Origin of the sequence: Chryseobacterium sp. PTM-20240506 (assembly GCF_048296755.1) — a bacterium.
GTDB classification, from domain to species: domain Bacteria; phylum Bacteroidota; class Bacteroidia; order Flavobacteriales; family Weeksellaceae; genus Chryseobacterium; species Chryseobacterium proteolyticum.
Genome location: NZ_CP182581.1, coordinates 4,787,086 through 4,802,809 on the forward strand (window position 1 = coordinate 4,787,086; position 15,724 = coordinate 4,802,809).

Below are 15,724 nucleotides of genomic sequence, written 5' to 3' on the forward strand. Positions count from 1 at the left end.
TTAAATTTTTAATATAAAGATTTAAAAACAATTAACAATCTGCCATTTAACCAGGCCTGCCCATTCATTCTGATGAACTCCTTATAAAAGACGGAATTCTTAGAATTGTAAATAAACTCATCAATGAATAAAACCATACTTTTTACGTTTTTTCTTATTCACAATTTTCTTAGTGCACAATTTTCCGAGCGCAGTTTATCATCCGAAAAATGGCAGTTTAAAAACTCAAAAGAAACTCAGTGGCTTTCTGCAAAAGTACCGGGAACCGTGCATCAGGATTTGATGGATAATAAATTGATCCCCGATCCATTTAAAGATGAAAATGAGAAAAAAGTCCAATGGGTAGAAAATGAAAACTGGGATTATCAGACCCGTTTTAAAATTTCATCACACGAGTTGAAAAACCAAAATATAGATCTTGTATTTGAAGGCCTGGATACCTTTTCTGAAATTTACCTTAATGGAAAACTTCTTCAGAAGACGGATAACATGTTTAGAAAATGGAGTATTCCTGTTAAAAATTATCTGAAACCGGGCGACAATATTCTAAAGATTTCATTCAGGTCTGCTGTAGAAGAAGGTAAAAAGCTGGCTCAAAAAGTTCCTTTCACGATGCCTGAAAGCCCTAGAAGCTTTGTAAGAAAGGCACAGTATCAGTTTGGTTGGGACTGGGGGCCGAGATTGGTTACGGCAGGAATATGGAAAGAGGTAAAACTGGACTTCTGGAATGATGCTAAGATTAAAAGCATAAAGGATTTACAAAATGTATCGGGGGAACCTAAGGATAATTTTAGCTTTGAAGTTGATATTGAAGTACAGACACCAGGTAATTATGCCTTAAAAATCAATAATTCCCAAAAGATCTTTTCTCTTGGAAAAGGTGAAAATAAAATAAGATTTCCCTATCAAATCGATGGATTGAAAATCTGGCAGCCAAATGGTTGGGGAGATGCCAACCTTTATGATTTTAAAATTAATCTTTTAAAAGGAGGAAAAGAGATTCATGCAAAAAGCCTGAGAACAGGATTCAGAACTATAGAACTGGTTCAGGAAAAGGATGAAAAAGGGAAGTCTTTCTATTTTAAGGTCAATAATCAACCGTTATACATTAAAGGGACGAACTGGATTCCGGGAGATAGCTTTTCACCAAGGATTACGAAAGAAAAATATCAGAAACTGATAAAAGATTGCAAAGAGGCAAATATCAACATGATCCGCGTTTGGGGTGGTGGGATTTATGAAGATGATGAGTTTTATAAGGCATGTGATGAGAATGGAATTCTCGTGTGGCAGGATTTTATGTTTGCGGGAAGTTTTTATCCCTCTGATGAAGATTTTCTGAACAATGTAAAAGAGGAGGTAAAAGATCAGGTAACCCGTTTGCAGAATCATCCTTCCATAGCTTTATGGTGTGGAAACAATGAAGTAGACGAAGCTATTGTCAACTGGGGATACCAGAAACAATTTAAATATTCGAAAGAAGATTCTTTGCAGGTTTGGAAAGATTACAGAAAGGTCTTTCATGAATTAATTCCCAATACATTAAAAGAAAAGCTGGCCTCTGATAAAAATATGTATTGGCCAAGCTCGCCATCGATCGGCTGGGGCCATATGGAAAGCCTTACAGAAGGTGACTCTCATTACTGGGGCGTGTGGTGGGGTGAACAGCCCTTTGAAGTGTATAATGAAAAAGTAGGGCGTTTCATGTCTGAATATGGATTTCAGGGAATGCCAAGTCTTGAGACCACGAAAACTATGTTTTCCGGAACTCCTCAACTCGATCTGAATAATGGTACTATAAAAGCACATGAAAAGCATGCAAGAGGTTGGGAAATCATCAATACATATATGGAACGGGATTATCCTGTACCTGCTGATTTTATAAAATACAATTACATCTCACAACTGCTGCAGGCACGTGGAATGCAAATCGCTATTGAAGCACATCGAAGAGCAAAACCTTATAATATGGGAACGTTATATTGGCAGCTTAACGATTGTTGGCCTGTGGTCTCGTGGTCTTCTATCGATTATTCCGGAAATTGGAAAGCTTTGCACTACCAGGTCAAAAGGAGTTTTGAGCAGCAGGTTATTCTGGCAGAAGAAAAGGACAATAAACTGAATTTATTTGCTGTTAACGATCTTATACAGGACTTGAACGATGTAAGTGCAACCATAGAAGTAACCACATTTAAAGGGGAGATTATTAAAAGGATTCATTCCGGGAACAGGAATTTAAAAGATATTATATCCTTTGATCCGATAGAAATTGAAAAGATACTTGGCCGGTTTTCTAGGAACGAGGTATTTCTAAATGTGGTTTTAAATGATAAAAGTAACAAAGAAGTAGCACAAAATACTTATTTCCTTGTAAAGCCTAAAGATCTGAAGCTCTCAAAACCTGCGGTACATATCAAAAAAATATCTTCTTCAGAGATCGAAATATCTACGGATGTTTTAACTAAAAATATTTATCTGATGGGAGATACTCATTTCAGTGATAACTTCTTTGATTTGCTTCCCAAAAAACCAAGACGTATTAAACTTTCAAAGCCATTGGATAAAATAGAAGTGATGAGTTTATGGGACGTCATTAATCCCTGATTATAGTAAAATCCAGAGAAAAAGATAGTCCATGCATAGTTTTCGGTTAAAAATCGATTCAATTTCTATGTCCGGCTGAAAAATCAATCTTACATTTGCAACATATTTAGACACAATTATGGTGAATTTTGTTTTGATAGCGGTATGTATTTTGGCTGGAATGGTATTCAGATCAACCAAGTCAATTCATCCGGATGCCCATAAAGGAATCAATACCTGGATTCTTTATCTCGCCCTGCCTGCCGTTTCATTTAAATATTTACCTAAAGTTCACTGGACACTGGAAATGCTTTTTCCTATTGTGGCGACATTTCTTATTGCGGTATTCAGTTTTGTGTTTATGTCGTTTTATAGCAAGAAAAAAGGTTATTCAAGGCGTTCACAAAGTACAATGGAGCTTATTAGCGGATACAGCAATACTTCCTTTATCGGTTTTCCCTTAATAAGTGCTTTTTATGGAGAAAGCCTTTTGAGCATTGCTATTATTTGTGATCAGACCATGTTTTTCAGTCTTTCTACCTTGGGAATTATTGCCGCAGTAAAAGGAGGTAGCAGGTCGGGGAAGGTAAGTGCTGTATTCATTTTGAAAAGACTGATCACATTTCCTCCGTTAATTGGATGTATCAGCGCGCTGATCCTCTCTCAGTTTATTGATTTTACAGCTGCTGAGCCCTTCTTTGATAAATTAGCTGCGACAGTAAGTCCATTAGCTTTGTTTTCCGTGGGGTTACAGTTGAAATTTAATGGCTGGAAAAAACTCATTCCCCAAATGTCTGTATCTATGCTGTATAAGCTGATTCTGGCACCGGTGATTGTTTTGGGACTGGCTTTGCTTTCAGGCATTAAAGGAGATATTGCTAGAATTACCATATTCGAAGCTGCAATGCCTACTCTTGTAACTTCAAGTATTATTGCCGAACAGTTCAGGCTGAATACCAAACTCACGAATTTAACCATCGGATTCAGTATTATCGTCGGATTCTTAACAACCGCTATCTGGTATAGAATAATTGAGATATTTTTTAATTAAAAGTAAGTTTTGACGAAAAAAACCGCAGTAATAAGGAAATTGAAGATAACTATTCCTGTACGCAGTTTTACAGGATCCAGCTTTTTTGTAAAATGAGCTCCAAAATAACCTCCTGAAATTGTGGCAACCATCATGGTGCAGGTTTCCGGCCAGTAAACCTTCCCTGCAAAAATAAAAAGTACAACAGCCACCGCATTGGCAATTCCTGTAAACAGGGTTTTATTGGCATTGATTACTTTAATATCCGATAAACCAAATAACGCCCAAACGGCCATCATCATTATTCCTACGGCTCCGCCAAAGTAACCGCCATATATTCCTAAAAGAAACTGAGCACCCAGTACTAATCCCGCTCCTATATGCATTTTCTTTCTCAACCAGTTACCGGCCTGCCTCCCAAATGCAAAAGCCATGGAACCTAACAGAAGCAACCATGGAACCACCAGATTGAATCCACTGGATGGTGTATATAGCAATAACAGACCTCCGGCACAACCTCCCAGCAGAGTCAGTATAATCATCGCTACGATTGAAATAGCAGGGAAAGGTTTAATATATTCTCTGAATTTCCATGCACTGGCTAAGCTTCCCGGAAACAGGGCAACGGTACTTGAAGCATTGGCCTGAATCGGGGGAACACCGGCATATACAAGTGCGGGAAATGTAATAAATGATCCACCGCCAGCTGCTGCATTAATCGCTCCGGCCAGGAGTCCAATAAAAAAAAGCAGGATATAATTTTCCATGAATCAAAATTGAATAACAAATATAGGTTACAAAATGGCGAACAACTCATAAAAAATTGCAGTTCTGTGAAGAATGATTTAATTTTACACTTTAATCATTTCTCTTGCGATACGCCCAAATTGTTTTACCATTAAATTTAAAAGGTTCTTTTACTTACAAAGTGCCTGAAGAACTAATGTCGTTACTACAAACCGGAATGAGGGTTTTAGTTCCGTTTCGTGGAAAAAAAATTTACACAGGAATTGTTTTTGAAATTCATGATACAGAACCGGAAGGGTTTATTCCAAGGGAAATCATTAGCATTCTGGACGAATCTCCTATTTTGCCTCAGGAGCAGATCGGTTTCTGGAACTGGCTTTCTGCCTATTACCTTTGTAATTTGGGTGAAATCTATCGTTTTGCATTTCCTTCCTCATTAAAGCTTGAAAGTGAAACATATCTGAAATTAAAGCCGAACGTAACAGTTAATTTTGAAAATCTGGATGTTAATGAAATGTATCTCATTCAGGCACTTGAAGTCCGGCAACTTATCAATCTTACAGATCTTGAAGCTTTTATTCCTAAAAAAGATATTATAAAAACAATCAATTCGTTGATTGATCTGCAATACATTGAAATTGATGAAAAGATTGGCGAAAAATACAAAGCGAAAGAAGTTGCTTACGTCAGGATCAACGAAGAACTTTTAAACAATGAAAGTCTTACTGTAATTCTCGGAAAACTGAACAAAGCACCTAAGCAAAAGGATCTTTTTCTTCTCATCTTATCACATCAGACTGAGAATCCGGATACTTTTATTAAAAAGTCAGATCTTTTTGAAGATGGAGTGTTTGGGCATTCCCATTTAAAGCCTCTGGTAGATAAAAACTTCATCGAAGAATATTATCTGCAAAAAGACAGGCTGGAAAGTTATGATGGGGAAATAGAAGAAATAGAAGCGCTTTCCGAGGCTCAGAAAGAAGCAAAAGAGGCAGTTGATGAAGCTTTTGAAGAAAGAAGAAATGTATTGCTTCATGGGGTGACTTCATCGGGAAAAACCCATATTTATTTAGAGAAGATAGAGGAGTGTGTTCAGCAGGGCAAAAATGTTTTGTTTTTGCTTCCTGAAATTTCTCTTACCAAACAAATTACGCAGAGGCTTGAAAAAAAATACGGTCGGAAATTGGGCTTCTATCACCAGAAGCTAACGGATTTTGAAAAAGTAGAGGTCTGGAGAAGAATCAAAAATAATGATATCCAAATCCTTATAGGAACAAGAAATGCACTGTTTCTGCCCTACCAGAATCTTGGGTTGGTCATTGTAGATGAAGAGCATGATTCTGCTTATAAAGCACGGGAGGTTTCCCCTTATTTTAATGCAAAAGATTCTGCCCTGGTATTTGGTAATTTTTATGATGCCCGTGTGATTTTAGGTTCTGCCACTCCTTCCGTGGAAAGCTATTATCTAGCCCGTAAGGAGAAGATGAAATATGTTTTCCTTAATGAAAGATTCGGAAATGTTCAGCTGCCGGAATTTGAACTTATAAATTTTAAAGAAGCTCAGGATTCTAAAAAAGTTTCAGGAAATTTTTCGTTACAACTGATCGATGAAATAAAAAAAGTACTGGAAGAGCGGAATCAGGCTATTATACTTCATAACCGCCGTGGTTATGCCAATGTTCTGGAATGTGAATCCTGTGGATATGTTAATTATTGTTCCAATTGTGATGTGGTAATGACATATCATAAGGCTGCGAATGAAATGAAATGCCATTATTGCGGACAACGGGCTTCCAGGCCTAAAGTATGCCCGAAATGCCATTCAGAGAATCTGAATGAAAGAGGAGTTGGTGTTGAACAGATTCATGAAGAAGTTTCCAAATTATTTCCTGAAAACGAGGTAGATCGTATGGATGTCGATTCCATGCGGAAAAAATTTGCCTATGAAAAACTTTATGAAAAGATTGAAGACAGGGAAACTGATATTGTAGTGGGCACACAGATGATTTCAAAAGGATTGGATTTCGATCATATTGAACTGGTCGCTATTCCTAAAGCGGATTCTTTATTATATGTACAGGACTTCAGAGCTGAAGAAAGGGCCTTCCAGCTGATTACCCAGGTTGCGGGAAGGGCAGGACGGGTGTCTGGAAAAGGAAAAATCTATATTCAAACATTTAATCCTGAACATTCAGTCTTTCAGCTGATCAAAATGAATAAGGTTTCCAAGATCTACTACTATTTTTTAAAAGAGCGCCAGAAATTCCATTATCCGCCTTTTACAAAGCTTATTATGATTGAGCTGAAACACAGGAGAGAAGATAAAGTAAACAGGGCTTCCCAGTTTCTGGGTTCTGTTCTAAGAAAATACCTTCCGGAAGAATGTGTTTTAGGTCCGGAAAGGTCTCAGATTGCAAGGATTAATAATCTGTATCAGTTCCAGATATTACTGAAACTTCCCCGTGGAAAAAACTATGAAAAATACAAAGAGCAGGTTTTGCTAAGTTTAAAAGATTTTGATGAAATAACTGCTTATCAGAGCATCAAAAAAGACGTTTTCGTTGATTTTTAACAATTTTTAACAAATTTTATAGCCTTTTATCAGACTATAATGGTCTGATTTCTAACAATATTTTCTACTTTTGGTCGTTGATTAATTGTTTGGTGCCTTTATTGGATGATTATTATGAATCGTTTTTTATGGTTTCCAGACATAGAAACAAAACTAAGATAGATGGTAAATTTCAGAAAATATATTTCAAGCGTGGCGGTACTGGCTTCTGGGTTTTTCCTTGCTCAATCTACCGTTTCTACCGTTCTTTACTCTCAGGCTTATGACAATCAGAAAACGAATTTAAACTTACCTTCTCCTATAACTTCTGTTGTGGAGAAAACAATCCTGTCGGCTAAAGAACTCGTAGATATTAATGTAAACACTCTGGTTTCCGATCCTGTGCTGAAAAATGCATCGTGGGGATTTGTAGTGTACGACCCGAAAACAAAGAAAGTAATTTCTTCATACAATGAAAACACTCCTTTGGTTCCTGCTTCTACAACAAAACTTTTGACCACAGAAACAGCTTTGAATCTGTTGGGAGAAAACTATCGTTGGATGACTCAGCTGGAATACTCAGGAAGTATAGATGAAAACGGGGTTTTAAATGGTAATCTTTATGTCGTAGGAAGCGGGGATCCATCGCTTGGAACAAACAAAGGCGGAGCGTTATCCTATAGAGAGATTGTTTCAGATTTTCTTAGTGGAATCTCTCACGAAGGAATCAAAAGGGTAAATGGTGATATTATCATCCAGACAGCGCTTTTCAAAGGTAATATTTCAAGACTTCCGGAAAATGTTGTTTGGTTGGAAAATAACAACTATTATTTACCGGTTGGAACCACCCGTGAGATTAATCCGGCTAATGAAAAACTGATTGTAAAGAAATCAGGTAATTTCTCTACTGAGAAAAAGTATTTTTATGTATCTCCTTATGCCAATCAGATGGTATATGCGGATAAATATGAAGGAGATGGTGTTCTTACCACTAAGCTACCTGATGCCCCGGCATATCTTGCCAATACTTTAAGGGCGACCATGGTGAAAAGTGGAATTGCAGTTAGTGGAAAAGTTACTCCGAAAATGACAGATCCTATGCCGGAGAGCAGAAAGCTGATTTCAGCATACAAATCTCCGACTTTGAGCGATATTATTTATTACACCAACCAGCATAGCGATAATTCTTTAGCAGAAGCACTGTTAAAAACAGTAGGATTCCAGAAACTGGGAGATCAGACTTCAGAATCAGGAAGAATTGTTGTAACAACTCACTTGAAAGAAAATGCTTTTGATATCAATGGTTTAAACTATATGGACGGAAGTGGGCTTTCAAGAAGCAATACCGTCACTCCTATTTCACAGGCGAAGTTTTTAACTTCATTAATGGATGAAAAGTATTATAAAGCTTACCTGACTTCACTTCCTGTAGGAGGACAATCGGGAACATTAAAGAGAATGTTTATCGGAACAGGAAACGGACAGATATTTGCTAAGACAGGAACTTTAAATAAAGTAAAAACTCTGGCAGGGTATATGAAGACCAATTCCGGGAAGACCCTTGTGTTCTCGCTGATGGTTAACAACTATGCAGGATCTGTGGATATGGTGAAGAAAAGAATGGAAAGGCTGCTGGAACCGGCATTAGACCTTTAAAAATATTTATTTAATATCATAAGAACCTTTTAATCAATGATTAGAAGGTTTTTTTTATCTTTGGTCATTATTATAAAAATAAAAATGAAAAAACTTTATCTTGTAGTTTTATGCATTATTTCATTTGGATCATTGCATAGTCAGAATCAAAATATTGAAATGAAGGGATTAATAGCAAAAGAGATGAAAGCTTTTGCCCAAAAGATGACGGCACCCAACATCAATCCCCATACATTAAACTATGATCTGCAATACCAAAGGATGGATGTAAGCCTGGATCCTGCAGTTTACAATATCTCCGGTTCGGTAACATCACATTTTAAACCTAATCAGAGTATGAGCAGTATCTATTTTGATTTGGCCAATACCTTAACGGTTTCACAAGTGAAATACCATGGAAATAATTTGACCTTTCAGCAATTACCGACGAAAGAAGTGAAAATAGACTTCCCATCTTCTCTTCCTGCGAATGTGCTTGATTCATTAACAATACAGTATGCAGGCCCGCCGGATACGGCAAATAATGCTTTTTCCACCGGTTCCCAAAACGGGGAGCTTATTCTCTCAACCCTTAGTGAACCTTATGGCGCGCAGGATTGGTTTCCGACAAAACAAAGTTTAAATGATAAAATTGACCGTTTTGATTTTAAAATTACAACACCAAATCAGTATAACGTAGCTGCCAATGGAAAGCTGATGTCTGAGACAGCACTTCCGAATAATAAAAAGCTGACATTCTGGAGAACAATGTACCCAACCAGTGCATATTTAGTAGCCCTTGCTATCACTAATTTTGTTAAGCTTAATGATACTATGGGAAATCCACCTTTCCCTTTTGTAAATTATGTATATCCTACAACTGTAAATAATACGGCAGTAATGTCCAATATAGAATGGACCAAACAGATCATGAACACTTTTGAAACTTATTTCGGTCTTTATCCTTTCCGTAATGAGAAGTATGGACATATGGAGTTTCAGTACGGAGGTGTGTGTATGGAGCATCAGACGATGTCTTCAATGAGTTCCTGGGGAAAAAGTGTAATAGCTCATGAGCTGGCTCACCAATGGTTTGGGGATAAAGTAACGTGTGGTTCGTGGAATGATATCTGGCTGAATGAAGGATTTGCCACATTCGGGGAGCATCTTGCCAATGAAAAGTTACTGATGACCCAACCTGAATTTATGAATTACTTATCAGGTCAGAAAGATTATATTACCAGTTCGCCAGGAGGAAGCACTTATGTTGCTGATGCTAACCTAGGGAATCAGGGGGCTATTTTCAGTGGAAGATTATCTTATGCGAAAGGAGGCTATATTCTGAGAATGCTAAAATGGATCTTAGGAGACGCTGCTTTTTATCAGGCAATTCAGGAATATCATTCCAGACCCAACTTAGCCTACAGCTACGCAAAAACAGCAGATCTTACGGCTTCTTTACTACAATCTACCGGTAAGGATTTTTCGGGATTTTTCAGTGATTGGGTGTATGGTGAAGGGTATCCTACCTATGATATCAGATGGAGGGAGTCTTCTAATCAAACCATTACGATTAAAGTTAGCCAGACTCAAAGTAATTCTTCCGTAAGCTTTTATGAAATGCCTCTTCCGATAAAGGTAAACGGAACAGCAGGACAGGTCGCTTATCTTACTTTAAACAATACCTCAAATAATCAATATTTTGTAGAACCGGTACCGTTCCCGATTGCCAATGTTCAGTTCAATTATGAATACCAGATTTTGGAAAGAAATTCTACTGTAGCAAAAGATAATAGCCTGAGCGTTGAAAATATTGAGAAAGATCAGTTTGCACTATATCCAAATCCGGCTAAAAATGAACTTTATCTCAAAGGAATGGAAAAATCAGCAGAATTTGTCATCTATTCCATAGACGGTAAATTGATAAGATCCGGAAAATATCAACCCGGAAAGTCTATCCATATTGCTGAGCTTATTCCCGGAGTATATATCTTTAAAATCGATGATAGAAATGTGAAATTTGTCAAAGAATAATTTTTTATATCAGCATTATCAAGAAACCGGTTTATTCTAAAATACTTGGAATAAACCGGTTTTTTATGTGGAATCAGATTATAAACTTTTTTAAGCGACGGGTTTTGTCGCAATTCAAAGCTAACTTTGTACAAATGAAAAAGATGAAGTCAAAAATTTTAGATAAGTCTTTTCGTTGTGAGATAAAAAAGATTACTTTTGCGGCAATTATAAAAAATGAATTTAACAATTAAACACAAGGCATGAAAAAACTCTACTTGAGTGTACTTTCTATGTGCATTATTTCCGGGTTATCAGCCCAGGAAGTGGTTTGGCAAAAAGATATCAAATCCTCAACCCAGGATTTCCTAAGCCAGGTAACCACAACAATCGATCAGCAGTATCTGATAACAGGAAGTGTCATACAAGCAGGAAACCAGAAGAAAGATGCAGGAAGCAATACCCAGCAAAACAATGGCTACGACTTTCATTTGGTGAAACTCAACCAACAGGGAGATCAGGTTTGGGAAAAGTATTTCTCAGGAAACAATCATGATTATTTGTCTTCTACCGTAGCAACCCAGGAAGGAGGCTTTCTAATTTCAGGAACCTCATATTCCGGAAAGGGAATAGATAAAAAAGATGACTCCAAAGGAGGATCAGATATATGGCTCATTAGAATTAATGAATTTGGAGATGAATTGTGGCAAAAGACTTTGGGAACAAGTGCTGATGAAGAAGCCAGATCAGTTATCCAAACCACAGATTTAGGACTTGTTGTAGCCGGAAATGTTCAGAATGCATCCAAAGGCTATGGTTCAAAAGATATCCTGGTGATCAGACTTGATAAAAACGGAAAAGAACTTTCACAACTTATTTTAGGGGGAAGAGGATTAGACGAAGTGGAAAAGATGATACCCACAAGAGACGGTGGAGCACTTCTGGGAATCTATTCAAGAAGCTCTGAGTTTCGTGTTTCCGATTCCGGGAATCAAAACTCAGCTACAGGAACCTCAGGTTCCGTATCCCGCTATGCAAAAACCACTGAAAACTTTGGTGAAGGAGATTACTGGATCGTAAAACTAAACAAAGAAGGAAAGGTAGAATGGGAAAAGAACCTGGGAGGAAAAGGAGATGATCATCTAAGAACACTGGCTTTAACGTCAAACGGGTATATCATCGGAGGAGAATCAAGAAGTGAGAGATCCGGAAACAAGACGGTAGGAATAGAAGAAGGAACAGATTTGTGGTTGGTTTCTTTAAATGAAAGAGGAGATGAACAGTGGCAAAAATCCTACAATTTCAAAAACAGGGATGTTTTGATGGGTATGACTGCCCTAAATCAGCTATCAACTGACAACTCTCAACCCTCAACTAAAGGAATATTGTTGGGTGGATATACTCAGGCAGAAGGAAGAATAGAAACAGATGATGAAACATTCTGGATACTGTATTTGGATGCTAATGGAAATGAACAGTGGAGAAAGCATGTGAAGGGAGAATCCAGAAAGAGAGAGGAGAGATTATCAGATATTAAACTGAACAGGGATGGCTCCATCATTTTAGCAGGAACCAGTGCAGAGGAACTAGGGAAGGAGAACTGGAAGATTGTGAAGCTGGGAGATAAACAACTGGATCAGTTAATTGAAAAACAGGATATCAAGATCTATCCGAATCCGGTATCAGATTATGCTTATGTAGAAATAGGCTTTGATTTCAGGGAAGCGGATATTACTATGTATGATATGGGAGGAAGACAGCTTCAGAATCTAAAAACCAAGAATAAGGTAACGAAGATTAATGCACAGCCGTTGATACAGGGAGCTTACCTAGTGGTGATCAAGACGGATACTAGTAAAACGGCTAATGCTAAATTAATTAAGAAATAAAGATTACAATGAGAAAGTATATATTAAGTTCATTACTGACTTTAATAATAATATCGGGATCTGCTCAATTATCAACATCCAATATAAATAAATTTGAAATTACTCAAAAAACACCTGATGCAAGCCAATTATCTAAATTTACAGATATTCCAAATGCGACTTTCACAGGTACAGCAGGAGTAGATATCCCAATTTATACAATAAATACTGGTGAATATCAGCTTCCAATTGATTTAAAATATCACATGTCAGGAATAAGGGTAAAAGAAATTTCTACAAAGGTAGGTTTAGGCTGGTCATTAAGTACGGGTGGGATTTCCCTTTCTAAACAGATATTTGGACAAGATGACCGAGGATGGATTCCATATATAAATCCATCTTCATTCGATCCTAACGGGAATGAAGCGGATAATAATATTGCCGCAAATATTACTGGCTTTGATCCTCTAAAACCAGATAATACAGCAAAAAAGAAATATGACTCTCAACCGGATATATATACTTATTCCATTGGTAAGTTTTCTGGTGAATTTTATTTAAGTAGTACCGGTCAGGTAATTCAGGTACCTTACAATAATATTAAAATTACATTACAAGGAGGCTTATTTGAAATTACAGATGATCAAGGTATAAAGTACTTATTTTCTCCTGCTAATCAAACCCGTAGTCTTGGCGGGTCAATTCCTGAAACAGAAGATTACAGACTAATAACCACAGATTATAAAGTTGATAAAATTCAGCTTCCATCGGGAAAAGAGATCAAATTTAATTATTCAAAAACTCAATATGATTATTTAAGCAACAATAATAAAAGGTTTGAAATTTCTGAGAATTGCCAAAACATAATTGAGAGTACTGTATACAGAGAATATGTAACCACTACTTATGTTTTTCGCGAAGATGTTTTAGACAATATCGAATTTGGAAATGAACGGGTAGAATTTATTTATTCTAGTGATAGACAGGACATTGTTAATGGACTGTCCTTAAATGAAATAATTGTCAAAAATGGAACTAATCTTGTTTCAAAATTCAATTTAATAAAGGAATACTTTACGGATAATGGAAACTGGGGATCCAATCCGCAGGATGCTTCCCTATCAAAAAGGCTAAAATTAAAAGAAGTCATAAACGCCAATGACGGATCAAAATATAAGCTATTCTATTATGAGCAGTATAATCTACCTAACAGATTTTCAGATGCAACAGATGATCTTGGATTTTATAATGGCAGCGAATCTAATAGAGGTGTCCCAAATACATATTATAAAGGATCTGTATATGGTTATCCGGATAATAAAGAACCTAATATTCAATATGCTATTTCAGGAAGCTTACAAAAGATCCAGTACCCTACTGGTGGAAGTATGGAAATTGAATATGAAAACGACGATTATTATGCTGAAAAACAAATTGTTAAATTTGATAAAAAAAATGGTGGAACATGGAGCGATGTGCCTGGATACGCTGAATTTCAGGTTGATTTAAGTAAAGTTGTAAGCCCTTTCGATAATAAAATCCTATTCGAAACTAATTTTGAAAGTGAGGTGAATCCACCCAATACTTCGGATATGCTCCCTCAAGGGTCTCACTTTGTGGCTGATCTTCTTGATGCAAATAATGTAGTTCTGACAAGTTTTACATTTACAGGTACAGGTACTGCTTTGGTAGACAAAAAACCATTGTATAGAGTAAGAATTAGAAAAGTCAAAAGACCAAGTGAGTTTCCAATTAATTTAGATAATTACATTGCTACTATTGTACTATCATGGTCTGAAAAAAGTACGGAAATAAAAAAAGGAAATGTTAGTGTAGGAGGCCTAAGAATAAAAAAAATCACAAAAAGAGATGAAAAAGGACTTGTAGCAAGTAGTGTTCAATATAAATATAAAGATGAAAACGGAAAGTCAACAGGTCTATATGTAGGGGATAATATTGATTACACCTATTCTTCACCAGTAAAAAGGAATGCAAATGATTTAAGTAGTACAGTTTGTTCTGTATCAATTATAAGCAACACGGGGAAATTTAACACAAGTACTATAAACGGTAAACCTGTAGTGTATAATAAAGTTGAAACTGAATATGTAGGAAAAGATGAAAGTTACAAAATTGTTGATACTTATTCAAACATCAATGGCCAAAATCCAATTAGTAACTCCGCTTCCATGTTTACCTACTTTGATAACAAATTTAAGTTGGGATTATTAAGCAAAAAAGAATATTATAATTCCTCCAACGTTCTTCTCAAAAGCATCGATACGGAATATGATTATGATACTTATTTTAATCAATTTTCTAATGATTATAGCCCCAATTATCCTGAAGTAGTTATCATGCCCTACATGATTTTAATTCAAAATTATATATTAACAATGGCCGTAACAGGTTATCCATCTACCTATAAAGCCAATTTTTTTACAGACCGTTATCAGATTACTTCAGCTTGGGTAAAACAAAAGAGTACATCATCAAAAACCTATTTTAATAATCAGATGCTTTCAGAACGTACCGATTTTTTTTATGATCCTACTTATAAACATTTAAGTCCAATAAAACAAAAAGTTACTTTTTCAGATGCAATAAATAATGAAACAAACTATCAATATGCCTACGAAAAAGGTAATCAGTTCATGATAGATAAAAATATGATAGGCATTCCGCTGGAAACGACTACGAGTAAAACCGTTGGAAATAATACTAAAATTATATCCAAAGTGGAAACGATTTATCCAAAAACACAGACTGAAGCGAATACTAAAACATCAGGATTAGCCTTACCCATGTCTGTACTTTCTTATGATATTTCCAATCTTTCGTCTCCAGGGCTTACAGAAGTCACTTACGATAGATACGATTCTAAAGGAAATATCCTGCAATACACCACCAAAGACGGAATTCCTACAGCTATCGTTTGGGGATATAATAATACCAAGCCTATTGCCAAAGTACAAGGGGCCACTTATGCTCAATTGGTAAGCTTAGGACTGATTGCAGCGATAGTAGATGCTTCGGATCAGGACGCTGCTAATCCAGCTAATGAACCTGCCTTAATCACAGCCTTGGATAATTTCAGAAAGAACTCCGGATTGTCTGCATATCAAATTTCCACGTATACTTACGATCCTTTAATCGGAGTTACCAGCATTACTCCTCCATCAGGAATCCGGGAAGTTTATATCTATGATACGGCCAATAGATTAAAGGAAATAAGACAGGATTCTAAAACAGGTAGTTTGGTAAAAGAATTCAAGTACAATTACAAAAACTAACACA

At 36.5% G+C, this 15,724-nt stretch carries 8 protein-coding genes; 7 read left to right on the forward strand and 1 reads right to left on the reverse strand.

Features of this window, described 5'->3' with window-relative positions; genetic code table 11:
- Positions 1-123: 123 nt before the first annotated feature.
- Complete coding sequence (locus ACNFU2_RS21465) at positions 124-2,604, forward strand: beta-mannosidase (RefSeq protein WP_418123095.1); 2,481 nt, start codon at positions 124-126, stop codon at positions 2,602-2,604.
- Positions 2,605-2,722: 118 nt separating this feature from the next.
- Entirely contained in the window at positions 2,723-3,634 is a 912-nt protein-coding gene (locus ACNFU2_RS21470) for an AEC family transporter (protein WP_418123097.1), read from the forward strand.
- Here ACNFU2_RS21470 and ACNFU2_RS21475 read toward each other — a convergent pair.
- Entirely contained in the window at positions 3,631-4,380 is a 750-nt protein-coding gene (locus ACNFU2_RS21475) for a sulfite exporter TauE/SafE family protein (RefSeq protein ID WP_418123099.1), read from the reverse strand. The genes ACNFU2_RS21470 and ACNFU2_RS21475 overlap by 4 nt on opposite strands.
- A gap of 104 nt (positions 4,381-4,484) precedes the next feature.
- On the opposite strand from ACNFU2_RS21475, the gene priA reads away from it, so the two are divergent.
- The 5 genes from priA to ACNFU2_RS21500 all read left to right on the forward strand — a co-directional run bounded on the left by priA (position 4,485) and on the right by ACNFU2_RS21500 (position 15,720).
- A complete protein-coding gene (priA, locus tag ACNFU2_RS21480; protein ID WP_418123101.1) occupies positions 4,485-6,932 on the forward strand; it encodes a replication restart helicase PriA in 2,448 nt (815 codons plus the stop codon).
- 162 nt (positions 6,933-7,094) lie between these two features.
- Positions 7,095-8,567, forward strand: a complete 1,473-nt coding sequence (gene dacB, locus ACNFU2_RS21485; RefSeq protein WP_273647425.1) for a D-alanyl-D-alanine carboxypeptidase/D-alanyl-D-alanine-endopeptidase — start codon at positions 7,095-7,097, stop codon at positions 8,565-8,567.
- 84 nt (positions 8,568-8,651) lie between these two features.
- Positions 8,652-10,580, forward strand: a complete 1,929-nt coding sequence (locus tag ACNFU2_RS21490; protein WP_418123103.1) for a M1 family aminopeptidase — start codon at positions 8,652-8,654, stop codon at positions 10,578-10,580.
- 242 nt (positions 10,581-10,822) lie between these two features.
- On the forward strand, positions 10,823-12,448 hold the full coding sequence (locus ACNFU2_RS21495) for a T9SS type A sorting domain-containing protein (protein ID WP_418123104.1): 1,626 nt from the start codon (positions 10,823-10,825) through the stop codon (positions 12,446-12,448).
- A gap of 8 nt (positions 12,449-12,456) precedes the next feature.
- The gene (locus ACNFU2_RS21500) at positions 12,457-15,720 is read left to right on the forward strand and encodes a hypothetical protein (RefSeq protein ID WP_418123106.1); all 3,264 of its coding nucleotides are present in this window, start codon (positions 12,457-12,459) and stop codon (positions 15,718-15,720) included.
- Positions 15,721-15,724 lie beyond the last annotated feature (4 nt).